At 55.8% G+C, this 16,602-nt stretch carries 14 protein-coding genes, 2 tRNA genes and 2 rRNA genes; 5 read left to right on the forward strand and 13 right to left on the reverse strand.

Annotated features, from left to right (window positions below; all coding sequences use genetic code 11):
* The first annotated feature begins 110 nt into the window (after positions 1–110).
* Positions 111–392 (forward strand): peptidylprolyl isomerase PpiC, encoded by a 282-nt coding sequence (ppiC, locus tag AC2TE5_RS22165; RefSeq protein WP_004886860.1) that lies wholly within the window; start codon positions 111–113, stop codon positions 390–392.
* 50 nt (positions 393–442) lie between these two features.
* Entirely contained in the window at positions 443–724 is a 282-nt protein-coding gene (gene ppiC, locus AC2TE5_RS22170; RefSeq protein WP_023309650.1) for a peptidylprolyl isomerase PpiC, read from the forward strand.
* A 93-nt stretch (positions 725–817) separates the two neighbouring features.
* On the opposite strand, the gene ilvC is transcribed toward ppiC (AC2TE5_RS22170), so the two are convergent.
* Positions 818–2,293 (reverse strand): ketol-acid reductoisomerase, encoded by a 1,476-nt coding sequence (gene ilvC, locus AC2TE5_RS22175; RefSeq protein ID WP_023333828.1) that lies wholly within the window; start codon positions 2,291–2,293, stop codon positions 818–820.
* A 152-nt stretch (positions 2,294–2,445) separates the two neighbouring features.
* Here ilvC and ilvY point away from each other — a divergent pair, with 152 nt between their 5' ends.
* On the forward strand, positions 2,446–3,336 hold the full coding sequence (gene ilvY / locus AC2TE5_RS22180) for an HTH-type transcriptional activator IlvY (RefSeq protein ID WP_032641403.1): 891 nt from the start codon (positions 2,446–2,448) through the stop codon (positions 3,334–3,336).
* Here the strand turns inward: ilvY and ilvA are convergent.
* The 7 genes from ilvA to ilvL all read right to left on the reverse strand — a co-directional run bounded on the left by ilvA (position 3,333) and on the right by ilvL (position 9,883).
* The gene (ilvA, locus tag AC2TE5_RS22185) at positions 3,333–4,877 is read right to left on the reverse strand and encodes a threonine ammonia-lyase, biosynthetic (protein WP_155858068.1); all 1,545 of its coding nucleotides are present in this window, start codon (positions 4,875–4,877) and stop codon (positions 3,333–3,335) included. The genes ilvY and ilvA overlap by 4 nt on opposite strands.
* A 2-nt stretch (positions 4,878–4,879) precedes the next feature.
* Positions 4,880–6,730, reverse strand: a complete 1,851-nt coding sequence (gene ilvD / locus AC2TE5_RS22190; protein WP_063145043.1) for a dihydroxy-acid dehydratase — start codon at positions 6,728–6,730, stop codon at positions 4,880–4,882.
* Positions 6,731–6,790: 60 nt separating this feature from the next.
* Positions 6,791–7,720, reverse strand: coding sequence for a branched-chain-amino-acid transaminase (gene ilvE, locus AC2TE5_RS22195; RefSeq protein ID WP_023309654.1), 930 nt, complete (start codon positions 7,718–7,720; stop codon positions 6,791–6,793).
* A gap of 18 nt (positions 7,721–7,738) precedes the next feature.
* Positions 7,739–8,002, reverse strand: coding sequence for an acetolactate synthase 2 small subunit (gene ilvM, locus AC2TE5_RS22200; RefSeq protein WP_003860184.1), 264 nt, complete (start codon positions 8,000–8,002; stop codon positions 7,739–7,741).
* Positions 7,999–9,645, reverse strand: coding sequence for an acetolactate synthase 2 catalytic subunit (gene ilvG, locus AC2TE5_RS22205; RefSeq protein ID WP_484612379.1), 1,647 nt, complete (start codon positions 9,643–9,645; stop codon positions 7,999–8,001). The genes ilvM and ilvG overlap by 4 nt, the downstream gene beginning before the upstream one ends.
* A gap of 2 nt (positions 9,646–9,647) precedes the next feature.
* Positions 9,648–9,698: a peptide IlvX gene (ilvX, locus tag AC2TE5_RS22210; RefSeq protein WP_484613374.1), complete on the reverse strand. Its 51-nt coding sequence runs from the start codon at positions 9,696–9,698 to the stop codon at positions 9,648–9,650.
* Between the two features lie 86 nt (positions 9,699–9,784).
* Entirely contained in the window at positions 9,785–9,883 is a 99-nt protein-coding gene (ilvL, locus tag AC2TE5_RS22215) for an ilv operon leader peptide (protein ID WP_001311244.1), read from the reverse strand.
* 341 nt (positions 9,884–10,224) lie between these two features.
* On the opposite strand from ilvL, the gene AC2TE5_RS22220 reads away from it, so the two are divergent.
* On the forward strand, positions 10,225–11,745 hold the full coding sequence (locus tag AC2TE5_RS22220; RefSeq protein WP_159515126.1) for a YifB family Mg chelatase-like AAA ATPase: 1,521 nt from the start codon (positions 10,225–10,227) through the stop codon (positions 11,743–11,745).
* Between the two features lie 30 nt (positions 11,746–11,775).
* Here AC2TE5_RS22220 and AC2TE5_RS22225 read toward each other — a convergent pair whose 3' ends face one another.
* Entirely contained in the window at positions 11,776–12,114 is a 339-nt protein-coding gene (locus AC2TE5_RS22225; protein WP_023309658.1) for a MaoP family protein, read from the reverse strand.
* Between the two features lie 118 nt (positions 12,115–12,232).
* Here AC2TE5_RS22225 and hdfR point away from each other — a divergent pair, with 118 nt between their 5' ends.
* Complete coding sequence (hdfR, locus tag AC2TE5_RS22230) at positions 12,233–13,054, forward strand: HTH-type transcriptional regulator HdfR (protein ID WP_029739573.1); 822 nt, start codon at positions 12,233–12,235, stop codon at positions 13,052–13,054.
* 99 nt (positions 13,055–13,153) lie between these two features.
* Here hdfR and AC2TE5_RS22235 read toward each other — a convergent pair.
* From AC2TE5_RS22235 to AC2TE5_RS22250, 4 genes are all read right to left on the reverse strand, one after another.
* A tRNA-Trp gene (locus AC2TE5_RS22235) sits at positions 13,154–13,229 on the reverse strand.
* A 52-nt stretch (positions 13,230–13,281) separates the two neighbouring features.
* A tRNA-Asp gene (locus AC2TE5_RS22240) sits at positions 13,282–13,358 on the reverse strand.
* A gap of 56 nt (positions 13,359–13,414) precedes the next feature.
* Positions 13,415–13,530: ribosomal RNA gene (rrf, locus tag AC2TE5_RS22245) — 5S ribosomal RNA — on the reverse strand.
* 72 nt (positions 13,531–13,602) lie between these two features.
* Positions 13,603–16,508 (reverse strand): 23S ribosomal RNA (locus AC2TE5_RS22250).
* Between the last annotated feature and the right edge of the window lie 94 nt (positions 16,509–16,602).

Below are 16,602 nucleotides of genomic sequence, written 5' to 3' on the forward strand. Positions count from 1 at the left end.
GAGTGTTGCTCAATCTTCGAACGGGGTGTGGATTGTAGCAGAAAGCCGGGCGCAGATTTACCGGCTAATGATAAAGTGGAGAAATCGCGTTTAACCCGTAGAGCAGAACCATGAAAAAGACCGCAGCAGCCCTGCATATTCTGGTAAAAGAAGAGAAACTGGCTCAGGAGATCTTGGCCAAGCTGGAGCGCGGCATCAGCTTTGATCATCTGGCGAAGCGTTACTCTAAATGCCCTTCCGGGCGCAATGGCGGTGATCTCGGCGAGTTTCAACAAGGTGCGATGGTCGGCCCGTTCGATCAGGCGGTCTTTAGCTGCCCGCTTCTGAAGCCCTACGGCCCGGTAAAAACCAAATTTGGCTACCATATCATTAAGGTGCTTTATCGCCGCTGACGCGTGGTATATTGCGCCCCGATTTATTTCAACCTATTCAAGGCACGATCATGGCAAAAACAGCAGCAGCAGTGCACATTCTCGTTAAAGAAGAGAAACTGGCTTTAGATCTTCTGGAGCAGATTAAAAACGGTGCCGACTTCGGCAAGCTGGCTAAGAAGCACTCCATCTGCCCGTCAGGCAAACGCGGCGGCGATCTGGGTGAGTTCCGCCAGGGTCAGATGGTTCCGGCGTTCGATAAAGTGGTGTTCTCCTGCCCGGTGCTGGAGCCAACCGGCCCGCTGCATACCCAGTTCGGTTATCACATTATCAAAGTGCTGTATCGGAAATAAACAGCAAGGCCTTCTCTAAGAGAAGGCCTTTAATGTTTGCACCCTCTCCCCGTGGGAGAGGGTCGGGGTGAGGGCATCAGCCCGCACCTGGTGTTAACCCGCTACCGCGATACGCTTCATATCGGTCATGTAGCCACGCAGTTTGTGGCCCACTTTCTCGATCTGGTGGCTGCGAATCGCTTCGTTCACATCGCGCAGCTGCGCGTTATCCACGGCACCTTCCGCAATCGCTTTGCCCAGATCGCCCGTCTGCAGAGTGGTCATAAACTCTTTCAGCAGCGGTACGCAGGCGTAAGAGAACAGGTAGTTACCGTATTCTGCGGTATCAGAGATCACCACGTTCATTTCGTACAGACGCTTACGGGCGATGGTGTTCGCAATCAGCGGCAGCTCGTGCAGAGATTCGTAGTACGCAGACTCTTCGATGATGCCGGAATCCACCATGGTTTCGAACGCCAGCTCAACGCCTGCTTTCACCATGGCGATCATCAGTACGCCTTTATCGAAGTACTCCTGCTCGCCGATTTTACCTTCATACTGTGGCGCGGTTTCGAATGCGGTTTTACCGGTCTCTTCACGCCAGGTCAGCAGGTTTTTATCGTCGTTCGCCCAGTCCGCCATCATGCCGGAAGAGAATTCGCCGGAGATGATGTCGTCCATATGTTTCTGGAACAGCGGTGCCATGATGGTTTTCAGCTGTTCAGACAGCGCGTAAGCACGCAGTTTTGCCGGGTTGGACAGACGGTCCATCATCAGCGTAATACCGCCCTGCTTCAGCGCTTCGGTGATGGTTTCCCATCCGAACTGAATCAGTTTTTCCGCGTAGGCCGGGTCGGTACCTTCTTCCACCAGCTTGTCGAAGCACAGCAGAGAACCGGCCTGCAGCATACCGCAGAGGATAGTCTGCTCACCCATCAGGTCAGATTTCACTTCGGCAACGAAGGACGATTCCAGAACGCCCGCGCGGTGGCCGCCGGTCGCCGCTGCCCATGCTTTGGCAATCGCCATGCCTTCGCCTTTTGGATCGTTTTCCGGGTGAACTGCGATAAGCGTCGGCACGCCGAAGCCGCGTTTGTACTCTTCGCGTACTTCCGTACCCGGGCACTTCGGTGCCACCATCACTACGGTGATGTCTTTACGGATCTGCTCGCCCACTTCAACGATGTTGAAGCCGTGGGAGTAACCCAGCGCGGCGCCGTCTTTCATCAGCGGCTGTACGGAACGCACAACGTCTGAGTGCTGCTTGTCCGGGGTCAGGTTAACCACCAGATCCGCCTGCGGGATCAGCTCTTCGTAGGTACCCACTTTGAAGCCGTTTTCGGTCGCTTTGCGCCAGGAAGCACGCTTCTCAGCAATCGCTTCTTTACGCAGGGCGTAGGAGATATCCAGACCGGAGTCACGCATGTTCAGGCCCTGGTTCAGACCCTGTGCGCCACAGCCGACGATGACCACTTTTTTACCCTGAAGGTAGCTCGCGCCATCGGCAAATTCGTCGCGCGCCATGAAGCGGCATTTGCCCAGCTGCGCCAGCTGCTGGCGCAAGTTCAGTGTATTAAAGTAGTTAGCCATGGGTGATACCTCGTGATGTTGTGTGTCTTATTGTTCGGTTCGCGCTTCAGCGAGAATGTACCCACATTACAACAGGAAATTTATTGCGGAAATTGATATATTCACAACGTCATGTTGCAATTTTTGCAATATAAAAAGAGGGAGTGGAATCGGTGGATTTACGCGATCTGAAAATGTTCCTGCACCTGGCGGAAAGCCGCCATTTTGGCCGCAGCGCCCGGGCGATGCACGTTAGCCCCTCCACGCTTTCACGCCAGATCCAGCGCCTTGAGGAAGACCTCGGCCAGCCGCTGTTCGTGCGCGACAACCGCACCGTCACCCTCACGGAAGCGGGTGAAGAACTGCGCATTTTTGCCCAGCAGACGCTGTTGCAGTACCAGCAGCTGCGGCACTCGATTGACCAGCAGGGGCCGTCACTTTCCGGCGAGCTGCATATTTTCTGCTCCGTGACCGCCGCCTATAGCCATCTGCCGCCCATTCTGGACCGCTTCCGCGCGGCGCATCCGTCGGTTGAAATTAAGCTCACGACCGGCGACGCCTCCGACGCAATGGAAAAAGTGGTGACGGGCGAAGCAGATCTCGCCATTGCCGGGAAACCTGAAACCCTGCCGGGCGCGGTGGCATTCTCCATGCTGGAGAATCTGGCGGTGGTGCTGATTGCCCCGGCGCTGCCCTGCCCGGTGCGTAATCAGGTATCGGTGGAAAAACCGGACTGGTCCACGGTGCCGTTTATCATGGCCGATCAGGGACCGGTGCGCCGCCGCATTGAGCTGTGGTTCCGCCGTCAGAAAATCAGCAACCCGTCGATTTACGCAACGGTCAGCGGCCATGAGGCGATGGTATCGATGGTGGCGCTGGGCTGCGGCGTGGCGCTTCTGCCGGAAGTGGTGCTGGAGAACAGCCCGGAACCGGTGCGCAATCGCGTGATGATTCTGGAGCGCAGTGACGAGAAGACGCCGTTTGAGCTTGGCGTGTGCGCACAAAAAAAGCGGCTGCATGAGCCGCTTATTGATGCGTTCTGGCAGATTTTGCCGAACCACTAGCCTGCCAGGAAGAAGCGGAAGGCCGGGTTATGGGTTTCGTCGTGACACTCATAGCCCAGCTCGTTCAGCCGCGTTTCGAAATCCGGCTCGTGCTCGCCCAGTTCAAACGCCGCCAGCACGCGGCCGTAGTCGGTGCCGTGGCTGCGGTAGTGGAACAGAGAGATGTTCCAGTGCGTGCCCAGCGTGTGCAGGAACTTGAGCAGCGCGCCCGGCGATTCCGGGAACTCAAAGCTGAACAGACGTTCCCTGAGCGGCTTCGATGGACGCCCGCCGACCATGTAGCGCACGTGCAGCTTCGCCATCTCGTCGTCAGAGAGATCGACCACGCTGTAGCCGCCCTCATGCAGCAGGTTGAGGATCTCTTTGCGCTCCTCCACGCCGCGGCTCAGGCGCACGCCGACAAAAATACAGGCGTCTTTGGCATCGGCAAAACGGTAGTTAAACTCCGTCACCGAACGACCGCCCAGCAGCTGGCAGAACTTCAGGAAACTGCCCTTCTCTTCCGGAATCGTCACCGCCAGCAGCGCTTCCCGCTGTTCTCCCAGCTCGCAGCGCTCGGAAACGTAGCGCAGGCCGTGGAAGTTCACGTTGGCACCAGACAGCACGTGCGCCAGCCGCTCGCCGCGAATGTTGTGCTGCGCGACGTATTTTTTCATCCCCGCCAGCGCCAGCGCGCCGGAAGGTTCCGCCACCGCTCGCACATCCTCGAACAGATCTTTCATCGCCGCGCAGATAGCATCGCTATCAACCGTGACGATATCGTCGAGATATTCCTGGCACAGGCGGAAGGTTTCATCTCCAATGCGCTTCACCGCCACGCCCTCGGCAAACAGCCCGACACGCGGCAGATCTACCGGATGCCCCGCATCCAGCGCCGCCTTCAGGCAGGCAGAGTCTTCCGCTTCAACGGCGATGACTTTAATCTGCGGCATCAGCTGTTTGATCAGCACCGCCACGCCCGCAGCCAGGCCGCCGCCGCCGACCGGCACAAACACGCGATCGAGATGGGCATCCTGCTGCAGCAGTTCAAGCGCCAGCGTGCCCTGCCCGGCAATCACCATCGGGTGATCAAACGGCGGCACCCAGGTGAAACCCTGCTGCTGAGCCAGCTCAATCGCTTTGGCTTTTGCTTCGTCGAAGTTAGCCCCGTGGAGCAGCACTTCTCCGCCGAAACCGCGCACCGCATCGACTTTGATGTCTGCGGTAGCGACCGGCATCACGATCAGCGCCTTCAGCCCCAGACGGGCAGACGAGAACGCAACGCCCTGGGCGTGGTTACCCGCCGACGCGGTAATCACGCCGCGCGCTTTCTGCTCGTCGGTCAGCCCGGCCATCATCGCGTAAGCGCCGCGCAGCTTGAAGCTGTGCACCGGCTGCCGGTCTTCGCGCTTGACCAGAATGACGTTGTCGAGGCGCGAAGAGAGTTTTTCCATTTTCTGCAGGGGCGTAACCTGCACGGCTTCATAGACCGGCGCGCGCAGCACCGCTCTCAGGTATTCCGCCCCCTCGGGGGCGGCGGATAAGGGTTGTGACTCGGCCATCATTAGCCCCCCAGTTTAGATTTATCGCGCACCGCGCCTTTATCTGCACTGGTGGCAAGGCTCGCGTAGGCGCGAAGGGCGAAGGAGACTTCACGCTGGCGATCTTTCGGCGTCCAGGCTTTGTCGCCGCGGGCTTCCTGCGCTTCACGACGGGCCGCAATCTCCTGGTCGCTCAGCTTGAGCTGAATGCCGCGATTCGGAATGTCGATTTCGATCAGGTCGCCGTCTTCGATGATGGCGATGTTGCCGCCGCTTGCCGCTTCCGGGGAAACGTGGCCGATAGAGAGGCCGGAGGTGCCGCCGGAGAAACGTCCGTCGGTGATCAGCGCGCAGGCTTTACCGAGCCCCATGGATTTCAGGAAGGTGGTTGGGTAGAGCATCTCCTGCATGCCCGGACCGCCTTTCGGCCCTTCGTAGCGAATAACAACCACGTCGCCTGCCACCACTTTGCCACCGAGGATGGCTTCTACCGCATCGTCCTGGCTTTCGTACACTTTCGCCGGACCGGTGAATTTCAGGATGCTGTCGTCCACGCCTGCGGTTTTCACGATGCAGCCGTTTTCCGCAAAGTTACCGTACAGCACGGCCAGACCGCCGTCTTTGCTGTAGGCGTGTTCCAGCGAGCGGATGCAGCCTTCGGCGCGGTCATCGTCCAGGGTATCCCAGCGACAGTCCTGCGAGAACGCCTGGGTGGTGCGAATGCCGGCAGGGCCGGCGCGGAACATCTTTTTCACCGCGTCGTCTTTGGTCAGCATCACGTCGTACTGGTCCAGTGACTCAGGCAGCGTCAGGCCGAGCACGTTTTTCACTTCACGGTTCAGCAGCCCGGCGCGATCCAGCTCGCCCAGAATGCCCAGCACGCCGCCCGCGCGGTGTACGTCTTCCATATGATATTTCTGGGTACTCGGCGCGACCTTACACAGCTGCGGGACTTTGCGGGACAGCTTGTCGATGTCGCTCATGGTGAAGTCGATTTCGGCTTCCTGCGCGGCGGCCAGCAGGTGCAGAACGGTGTTGGTGGAGCCGCCCATGGCGATATCCAGCGTCATCGCGTTTTCGAACGCAGCCTTGCTGGCGATGTTGCGCGGCAGCGCGCTGGCGTCGTCCTGCTCGTAGTAGCGTTTGGTCAGCTCAACGATTCGCTTACCGGCATTGAGGAACAGCTGCTTACGGTCGGCGTGGGTCGCCAGCAGCGAGCCGTTGCCCGGCTGAGAAAGACCCAGCGCTTCGGTCAGGCAGTTCATGGAGTTCGCCGTGAACATCCCGGAACAGGAGCCGCAGGTCGGACACGCGGAGCGTTCCACCTGGTCACTCTGCTCGTCAGAGACTTTCGGGTCCGCGCCCTGGATCATCGCATCAACCAGATCGAGCTTGATGATTTTGTCGGAGAGCTTGGTTTTCCCCGCTTCCATTGGACCACCGGAGACGAAGATCACCGGAATATTCAGGCGCAGGGAGGCCATCAGCATCCCCGGGGTGATTTTATCGCAGTTGGAGATGCAGACCATCGCATCGGCGCAGTGGGCGTTAACCATGTACTCAACCGAGTCGGCGATCAGCTCGCGCGACGGCAGTGAATAGAGCATGCCCCCGTGACCCATCGCGATACCGTCATCCACCGCAATGGTGTTGAACTCTTTCGCCACGCCGCCGGAGGCTTCGATTTGCTCGGCAACCAGTTTGCCGAGATCGCGCAGGTGCACGTGGCCCGGTACGAACTGGGTGAAGGAGTTCACTACGGCGATAATCGGCTTGCCGAAATCGGCGTCGGTCATCCCGGTGGCGCGCCACAGTGCGCGGGCACCCGCCATATTACGGCCGTGGGTGGTGGTGGCTGAACGATACTTAGGCATGCTTTATTTACTCCCGTCTGACTATTTAATGGGACGGTGCGTGCCGTCCCAAATTTATGCTTAGTGATTAACCTGATCCAACCAGCCGTATTTATCTTCTGTTTCGCCGGTGAAGAGGCCAAAGAACGCTTGCTGAATACGTTTGGTGACCGGACCACAGCGGCCTTCGCCCACCTGGATACCGTCTACGCTGCGTACCGGCGTGATTTCAGCCGCGGTACCGGACATAAACACTTCATCGGCCAGATACAGGGATTCGCGGGACAGCACCTGCTCGCGGACTTCGATACCCAGATCTTTCGCCAGCTTGATGATGGCGTCACGGGTGATGCCCGGCAGCGCGGACGAGGTAAACGGCGGCGTGAACAGGATGCCGTCTTTCACTTCAAACAGGTTTTCGCCCGCACCTTCAGAGATGTAGCCGTTCACGTCCAGGGCGATACCTTCCTGATAGCCGTGGCGGCGCGCTTCGCTACCGACCAGCAGAGAAGAAAGGTAGTTACCGCCTGCTTTCGCTGCGGTCGGGATGGTGTTTGGCGCCACGCGGTTCCAGGAAGAGACCATTGCGTCGATCCCCTGCTCCAGGGCTTCTGCACCCAGGTAGGCACCCCATGGGAACGCGGCAATGATCACATCAGTGGTATAGCCGGCTGGCGGGTTCACGCCCATGCCGACGTCGCCCACGAACACCAGCGGACGAATATAGGCGCTGGTCAGGTTGTTCTTACGGATCACGTCGCGACAGGCTTCCATCAGCTCGTCGACGCTTTGAGAAACCGGGAAACGATAAATTTTGGCTGAGTCATGCAGACGCTGCATGTGTTCGCGATGGCGGAACACCACTGGCCCTTTGTGAGAATCGTAGCAGCGGATGCCTTCAAATACGGAGGTACCGTAGTGCAGCGCGTGGGACATCACGTGGACCTTCGCGTCCTCCCAGCGAACCATCTCACCGTTGAACCAAATGTAATCAGCTTTTTTTGTCGTCATTTTTTCGTCCTGTCACGCTTAAGCGCGGATTTGTTGTGATGTGGTTGTGCTCTGGCAGATGGCAACATGGGCAACGTCTACCAGCTTTGATAACTGACTAAACAGTAAGTCGACCGGCCGAGGGCTGGCAACGGTTAATTCGATACTGATGTTTTGGGCGTCAGTGGCCGTCTCCATATTCATAGAGCAAATCTGAAAACCACGATGACGCACCACGCGCAAAACGCGTTCTAAGGTTTCCGGGTTGAAGCGAGCCTGTACGGCGACCTGATGCTGCATCATGATAATTTCTCCATCATTTGTGAGTTACTGGCACCAGGCGGTACCAACGGCCAGACGTTCTCGAGTTCGTCGATTGAGACATGAAGCAGGTAAGGCCCATCGCTGTTCAGCATGGTGTCGAGCGCCGCTTCAACCTGATCTTTACGGGTGATGTGCTGGCCAGGGATGCCAAAGGCCCTGGCTAGGGTGAGGAAATCGGGGTTATCGGTGAGAGTCGTTTCGCTGTAGCGCTCCTGGAAGAACAGCTGTTGCCACTGGCGAACCATCCCTAAACGCTGGTTGTCGAGCAAGACGATTTTCAGCGGCAACTGCTTACGCTTAACGGTGCCCAGCTCCTGAACGTTCATCATGAAGGAGCCGTCACCGGAGATACAGATAACGGTATCGTTCGGGCGGGCAACCTGTGCGCCAACGGCTGCTGGCAGACCGAAGCCCATCGTCCCTAACCCGCTGGAGGTGATGAAATTTTCCGGGCGGGTGTAGGTCATGTGCTGCGCGGACCACATCTGATGCTGGCCTACGTCGGTGGTGACAACGCTGTCAGCCGGTTTACGGTCGGACAACTGCTTCAACAGCAGCGGCGCGTAGATGGCCTCGCCGGGGTGGTCGTAACGCCAGGCGTGCTCGGCGCGCATGTCTGCGGTGTGCCGACGCCATGCGTTGATATCCAGCGGCTGCTGCAATGCCGGTAACAGCGCGTTGAGACTGCCCTGCAAGGCGACGTGCGCCTGACGCAGCTTGTTCATCTCCGCCGGGTCGATATCCATATGAATGACTTTGGCGTTCGGCGCAAAGGTATTCAGCTTGCCGGTGACGCGGTCGTCAAAACGGGCGCCTACGGCGATGAGCAGATCGCACTCCTGCACCGCCAGGTTTGCCGCTTTGGTGCCGTGCATCCCCAGCATGCCCAGGTAGTATGGGTAATCCGCGTCGACAGCACCGAGACCTTTCAGCGTGCAGGTCGCAGGCATCTGCGTTGTTGCGATAAATTCGCGCAGGGCTGGAACGGCCTGCGCCATGCCGACGCCACCGCCGACGTACAGCATCGGCTGTTTCGCCTGCGCCAGCATCTGACGGGCCTCTTCCACTTCCGCATCCGGAAACGCATCGTCGCTTTCAACGGTGGAGAAGTGCGGCTCCAGATCGCCGAGTGCCACCTGGATATCTTTTGGGATATCGACCAGAACCGGACCAGGACGGCCGGAGCTTGCCACTTCGAACGCTTCTGCCATTACGCGCGGCAGTTCTTCGATAGACTGGACGAGGAAGCTGTGTTTGGTGCAGGCCAGCGATAAACCGAGGACGTCGACTTCCTGGAAAGCATCGGTACCGATGAACGGAGACGCCACCTGGCCGGTGATGGCGACAACGGGAACGGAATCCAACAGCGCGTCAGCCAGGCCGGTGATGAGGTTAGTTGCGCCCGGGCCTGAAGTCGCCATACACACGCCGGTTTTGCCCGTGGCACGGGCGTAACCAATAGCTGCCATCGCTGCGCCCTGCTCGTGTCGGCACAAGAGATGTTCCACGCCGCCGTCATACAGTGCATCGTAAATCGGCATAATTGCGCCACCCGGATAACCGAATACTGTTTCGACTCCCTGCGCGCGCAACGCATGTACTACCCACTGTGCCCCATTCATAGTTAGTTCCCCGTCATAAATCGGGAGAAACAGAATTTTATGCTAGTCATCATTCTCTGCTCCTCATTTACGTTTTTTAGTCATAAAAAAACCCCCGGACCTTTCGGTGCGGGGGTCTTAGTTCGTTAAGGCTTGATTTCTAAGCCTTTCCTCGTCCAAGTGCAGCCCCGCACGGTGGGATAATAATCACCACCACGCTAATCACGACCAGGCTAATCACTCGTAGAAGGGCTGTCATTTTCAGTTCTTTCTGCATCTTGTTCGAAGGAATACCTAAAGAGTTATCACAGAATTCAAAACAAACACAAGATTTATTTATGGCTCATTTGATTAGCCAGCAAATCATATTTCTTAAAATCGTTGTTTTATATGAGGAAAATAGAAAATGAATATTTTTCATTTTTTTACTGCGGTTTTAAGCGTCAAAACGGGGCTTTTTACATTCTGCGAGGAGGCTTCCACGGTTATGCAAGGATTTCATTGTGCGCTTAAAATCTATGAACAGGCGGCGTAAATTCGCAAAATGACGCTAAACAGACAAAACAGGCGCTGGCATAGTTACCCCAGGAGGTAGTGCAAATGTCACTGTCAGTTGTTTATACGCGTGCGGCTCTCGGGGTAAAGGCACCGCTTATTTCCGTCGAGGTTCATTTGAGTAACGGACTCCCCGGACTCACGCTTGTCGGGTTACCTGAAACGACGGTTAAAGAGGCCAGGGATCGCGTTCGCAGCGCAATAATAAATAGCGGTTATGCCTTCCCCGCGAAGAAGATCACCATCAACCTTGCGCCCGCCGATCTGCCTAAAGAGGGGGGACGATACGATTTACCTATCGCAATTGCCCTTCTCGCGGCTTCTGAGCAGCTTAATACGACACGGCTAGGCTCGTATGAGTTCGTTGGCGAACTCGCGCTTACAGGCGCGTTAAGAGGCGTTCCCGGTGCGATATCGGGTGCGCTGGAAGCCATACGTGCTGGGCGGCAAATCATTGTCGCCAATGAAAACGCATCAGAAGTGAGTCTTATCGCCGAGAAGGGGTGTCTCATCGCGGGGCATTTACAGGAAGTTTGTGCCTGGCTGGAAGGGCGACATGAACTGTCCGAGCCGGAGGAGTGTGATGATGCTATAGCGGATGCTCCAGAGGATCTCAGCGAGATTATGGGACAGGAGCAAGGTAAACGGGCTCTGGAGATTACGGCTGCAGGTGGACACAATCTTCTGTTAATTGGTCCGCCGGGTACGGGTAAAACGATGCTGGCAAGCAGGCTGAGTGGGTTGCTGCCACCGCTCAATAATCATGAAGCGCTGGAAAGCGCCGCCATATACAGCCTTATCAGTTCGACGTCGTTGCAAAAACAGTGGCGCCGTCGTCCTTTTCGTTCTCCGCATCATAGCGCTTCACTGACGGCAATGGTCGGCGGAGGGTCTATCCCCGGGCCGGGAGAGATCTCGCTGGCACACAATGGCATTCTGTTTCTTGATGAGCTGCCTGAGTTTGAGCGCCGCGTGCTGGATGCTCTGAGGGAACCCATTGAATCCGGTGAGATACATATCTCACGCACGCGAGCCAAAATAAGCTATCCCGCGCGGTTTCAGCTGGTCGCGGCGATGAACCCCAGCCCGACGGGTCACTACCAGGGCAACCATAACCGCTGTACGCCAGAGCAGACGTTGCGCTATCTGGGTAAGTTATCCGGCCCGTTCCTCGACCGTTTCGATTTATCCCTCGAAATCCCCCTTCCCCCGCCGGGTCTGCTCAGGCAAACGGGTATAACGGGTGAAAGCTCAGCGGATGTACGCGAGCGGGTGATTGCAGCCCAGACGCGGCAGTACGCTCGTCAGAACAGGCTGAATGCGCGGCTGGATAATGCCGGGATCCGGCAGTTTTGTTCTCTTAACGTTGAGGATGCGGGATGGCTGGAGGAGACGTTGACGCGGTTCGGGCTGTCTATACGTGCGTGGCAGCGTTTGTTGAAAGTGGCCAGAACCATTGCTGACGTGGAGGGGTGCACTGACATTGAGAGGAAACATTTGCAGGAGGCGCTGAGCTATCGCGCTATCGATCGTTTACTGCTGCATTTGCAGAAATTGCTGGCATAAAAAAAGGGGCCGTAGCCCCTTCTCTTCATTCTAGTCATCAGACTCGGTGTAGTCTTCTGCACCTTCCATCTGCGGCTTGCCGCCAGACAGCGTATGGAAGCGTTTTGGACGCTTAATGCGCGCCATGTACTTGATCCATACACGTTCCGCTTCAGACTCCGGCTCACGCTCACCACGGCAAACAGAAACAAACTGTTTCTCGTCTTCGGTAGCAGGTTCACGCTTCCCCAGATCCAGCTCGTTAAAGGCATAACCATGGCGCTCAAGCAGTTGAGCTTCTTTGATGGTGAAATCGCCGTGACGAGAGAACCCGCGCGGATAATGTTTATTGTCGAAAAAACGATTAGTCGTCGTAAAGCTTTCCGCCATCCTACACGCTCCTAATTCTTTGGCCGAGCTATTTATGGCGCGGAGTATTAGTTACGCTTGACAGAGTGTAAAACAAAACATTTAAATCATAACGACAAATAATTTTGCGGAGAAAGATGTGGATACGGAATTGCTTAAAACTTTCCTTGAAGTGAGCAGAACACGCCACTTTGGGCGAGCAGCTGAAGCCCTTTACCTGACGCAGTCAGCAGTCAGTTTTCGTATTCGACAGCTGGAAAATCAATTGGGTGTGAATCTTTTTACCCGCCATCGTAACAATATTCGCTTAACGCCTGCCGGCGAGAAACTGCTGCCGTACGCAGAAACGCTGATGAATACCTGGCAGGCGGCACGTAAAGAGGTGGCACATACTTCGAGGCATAATGAGTTCTCGATAGGGGCCAGCGCTTCTCTGTGGGAATGCATGCTAAGTCAGTGGCTTACCCGGCTATATCACTCACACGGGCACCTGCAATTTGAGGCCAGGATTGCACAACGGCAGTCGCTGGTTAAGCAACTTCATGAGCGCCAGCTTGATCTTCTGATCACCACCGAAGCACCCAAGATGGACGAATTTAGCAGCCAGATTGTGGGGCAGTTTGGCCTGGCGCTTTACGCCTCTGAACCTTCGATGATGAAGGCAGACCTGACCTATTTACGCCTTGAGTGGGGGCCGGATTTTCAGCAGCATGAGACGGGATTGATTGCACCTGATGATGTTCCGCAGTTAACGACCAGCTCTGCAGAGATCGCCTGTCAGCAGCTGTCCCTGCTGAAAGGTTGTACCTGGTTACCCGTTCGCTGGGCAGACACTAAAGCCGGGCTGCATACCGTGATGGATTCCACCACGCTTACCAGGCCGCTGTATGCGATTTGGCTGCAAAACAGTGATAAGCAATCGCAGATAAAAGATCTGTTAAAAATCAACGTAATGGATTGATACATCAGCCAGCAGAAATGCTGGCTGAAAATTAAGAAGAGCGTTTTCTGCCGTGTTTCAGGCAAAAAAAAATCCTTTGCCGAAGCAAAGGATTCTATATGGCAGGGGCGGAGAGACTCGAACTCGCGACACCCGGTTTTGGAGACCGGTGCTCTACCAACTGAGCTACGCCCCTAAAGTTTTTGCCATTAAGCCTGCCAATAAGGCAGGCTTAATGTCTTAATAAGTGGCGGAACGGACGGGACTCGAACCCGCGACCCCCTGCGTGACAGGCAGGTATTCTAACCGACTGAACTACCGCTCCACCGAAGACTGCTTGTAACCACCGGATTTATGCACCGGCTTACTACTTAATTTGATGCCTGGCAGTTCCCTACTCTCACATGGGGAGACCCCACACTACCATCGGCGCTACGGCGTTTCACTTCTGAGTTCGGCATGGGGTCAGGTGGGACCACCGCGCTAAAGCCGCCAGGCAAATTCTGTTAAATCTGTATCAAAGCTGAAAATCTTCTGTCTCTCGTCCGCCGAAACAGCTTCGGCGTTGTAAGGTTAAGCCTCACGGTTCATTAGTATCGGTTAGCTCAACGCATCGCTGCGCTTACACACCCGACCTATCAACGTCGTAGTCTTCAACGTTCCTTCAGGACCCTTAAAGGGTCAGGGAGAACTCATCTCGGGGCAAGTTTCGTGCTTAGATGCTTTCAGCACTTATCTTTTCCGCATTTAGCTACCGGGCAATGCCATTGGCATGACAACCCGAACACCAGTGATGCGTCCACTCCGGTCCTCTCGTACTAGGAGCAGCCCCCCTCAATTCTCCAGCGCCCACGGCAGATAGGGACCGAACTGTCTCACGACGTTCTAAACCCAGCTCGCGTACCACTTTAAATGGCGAACAGCCATACCCTTGGGACCTACTTCAGCCCCAGGATGTGATGAGCCGACATCGAGGTGCCAAACACCGCCGTCGATATGAACTCTTGGGCGGTATCAGCCTGTTATCCCCGGAGTACCTTTTATCCGTTGAGCGATGGCCCTTCCATTCAGAACCACCGGATCACTATGACCTGCTTTCGCACCTGCTCGAGCCGTCACTCTCGCAGTCAAGCTAGCTTATGCCATTGCACTAACCTCCTGATGTCCGACCAGGATTAGCTAACCTTCGTGCTCCTCCGTTACTCTTTGGGAGGAGACCGCCCCAGTCAAACTACCCACCAGACACTGTCCGCAACCCGGATTACGGGTCTACGTTAGAACACCAGCCATTAAAGGGTGGTATTTCAAGGTCGGCTCCACGCAGACTGGCGTCCACGCTTCAAAGCCTCCCACCTATCCTACACATCAAGGACCAGTGTTCAGTGTCAAGCTATAGTAAAGGTTCACGGGGTCTTTCCGTCTTGCCGCGGGTACACTGCATCTTCACAGCGAGTTCAATTTCACTGAGTCTCGGGTGGAGACAGCCTGGCCATCATTACGCCATTCGTGCAGGTCGGAACTTACCCGACAAGGAATTTCGCTACCTTAGGACCGTTATAGTTACGGCCGCCGTTTACCGGGGCTTCGATCAAGAGCTTCGCGTTGCCGCTAACCCCATCAATTAACCTTCCGGCACCGGGCAGGCGTCACACCGTATACGTCCACTTTCGTGTTTGCACAGTGCTGTGTTTTTAATAAACAGTTGCAGCCAGCTGGTATCTTCGACTGATTTCAGCTCCACCCGCAGGGGCTTCACCTACATATCAGCGTGCCTTCTCCCGAAGTTACGGCACCATTTTGCCTAGTTCCTTCACCCGAGTTCTCTCAAGCGCCTTGGTATTCTCTACCTGACCACCTGTGTCGGTTTGGGGTACGATTTGATGTTACCTGATGCTTAGAGGCTTTTCCTGGAAGCAGGGCATTTGTTACTTCAGCACCGTAGTGCCTCGTCATCACACCTCAGCGTTAATAAACGACCGGATTTACCTAATCGTTCCGCCTACATGCTTAAACCGGGACAACCGTCGCCCGGCTAACATAGCCTTCTCCGTCCCCCCTTCGCAGTAACACCAAGTACAGGAATATTAACCTGTTTCCCATCGACTACGCCTTTCGGCCTCGCCTTAGGGGTCGACTCACCCTGCCCCGATTAACGTTGGACAGGAACCCTTGGTCTTCCGGCGTGCGGGCTTTTCACCCGCATTATCGTTACTTATGTCAGCATTCGCACTTCTGATACCTCCAGCATCCCTCACAGGACACCTTCAACGGCTTACAGAACGCTCCCCTACCCAACAACACCTAAGTGTCGCTGCCGCAGCTTCGGTGCATGGTTTAGCCCCGTTACATCTTCCGCGCAGGCCGACTCGACCAGTGAGCTATTACGCTTTCTTTAAATGATGGCTGCTTCTAAGCCAACATCCTGGCTGTCTGTGCCTTCCCACATCGTTTCCCACTTAACCATGACTTTGGGACCTTAGCTGGCGGTCTGGGTTGTTTCCCTCTTCACGACGGACGTTAGCACCCGCCGTGTGTCTCCCGTGATAACATTCTTCGGTATTCGTAGTTTGCATCGGGTTGGTAAGCCGGGATGGCCCCCTAGCCGAAACAGTGCTCTACCCCCGAAGATGAGTTCACGAGGCGCTACCTAAATAGCTTTCGGGGAGAACCAGCTATCTCCCGGTTTGATTGGCCTTTCACCCCCAGCCACAAGTCATCCGCTAATTTTTCAACATTAGTCGGTTCGGTCCTCCAGTTAGTGTTACCCAACCTTCAACCTGCCCATGGCTAGATCACCGGGTTTCGGGTCTATACCCTGCAACTTAACGCCCAGTTAAGACTCGGTTTCCCTTCGGCTCCCCTATACGGTTAACCTTGCTACAGAATATAAGTCGCTGACCCATTATACAAAAGGTACGCAGTCACACCACGAAGGTGCTCCCACTGCTTGTACGTACACGGTTTCAGGTTCTTTTTCACTCCCCTCGCCGGGGTTCTTTTCGCCTTTCCCTCACGGTACTGGTTCACTATCGGTCAGTCAGGAGTATTTAGCCTTGGAGGATGGTCCCCCCATATTCAGACAGGATACCACGTGTCCCGCCCTACTCTTCGAGTTCACAGCCTGTGTGCTTTCGTGTACGGGACTATCACCCTGTACCGTGCGACTTTCCAGACGCTTCCACTAACACACAAGCTGATTCAGACTCTGGGCTGCTCCCCGTTCGCTCGCCGCTACTGGGGGAATCTCGGTTGATTTCTTTTCCTCGGGGTACTTAGATGTTTCAGTTCCCCCGGTTCGCCTCGTTAACCTATGTATTCAGTTAACGATAGTGTGACGAATCACACTGGGTTTCCCCATTCGGACATCGCCGGGTCAAAGGTTCATATCACCTCGCCGGCGCTTTTCGCAGATTAGCACGTCCTTCATCGCCTCTGACTGCCAGGGCATCCACCGTGTACGCTTAGTCGCTTAACCTCACAACCCGAAGATGTTTCTTTCGATTCATCATCAAATTGCGAAAATTTGAGAGACTCGAACACACCATTTAAGATGTGTCGTTTCAATTTTC

This window comes from Enterobacter sp. N5-15, from assembly GCF_057221635.1.

Excerpts from the sequence above, each read along its gene's own strand:
- AC2TE5_RS22225 (WP_023309658.1), bottom strand. The coding sequence starts at position 12,114 with ATGGCGGAAAGCTTTACGACGACTAATCGTTTTTTCGACAATAAACAT.
- ilvC (WP_023333828.1), bottom strand. The coding sequence starts at position 2,293 with ATGGCTAACTACTTTAATACACTGAACTTGCGCCAGCAGCTGGCGCAG.
- ppiC (WP_004886860.1), top strand. The coding sequence starts at position 111 with ATGAAAAAGACCGCAGCAGCCCTGCATATTCTGGTAAAAGAAGAGAAA.
- ilvD (WP_063145043.1), bottom strand. The coding sequence starts at position 6,730 with ATGCCTAAGTATCGTTCAGCCACCACCACCCACGGCCGTAATATGGCG.
- ilvG (WP_484612379.1), bottom strand. The coding sequence starts at position 9,645 with ATGAATGGGGCACAGTGGGTAGTACATGCGTTGCGCGCGCAGGGAGTC.
- ilvM (WP_003860184.1), bottom strand. The coding sequence starts at position 8,002 with ATGATGCAGCATCAGGTCGCCGTACAGGCTCGCTTCAACCCGGAAACC.
- ilvA (WP_155858068.1), bottom strand. The coding sequence starts at position 4,877 with ATGGCCGAGTCACAACCCTTATCCGCCGCCCCCGAGGGGGCGGAATAC.
- ilvE (WP_023309654.1), bottom strand. The coding sequence starts at position 7,720 with ATGACGACAAAAAAAGCTGATTACATTTGGTTCAACGGTGAGATGGTT.
- ilvL (WP_001311244.1), bottom strand. The coding sequence starts at position 9,883 with ATGACAGCCCTTCTACGAGTGATTAGCCTGGTCGTGATTAGCGTGGTG.
- AC2TE5_RS22220 (WP_159515126.1), top strand. The coding sequence starts at position 10,225 with ATGTCACTGTCAGTTGTTTATACGCGTGCGGCTCTCGGGGTAAAGGCA.
- ppiC (WP_023309650.1), top strand. The coding sequence starts at position 443 with ATGGCAAAAACAGCAGCAGCAGTGCACATTCTCGTTAAAGAAGAGAAA.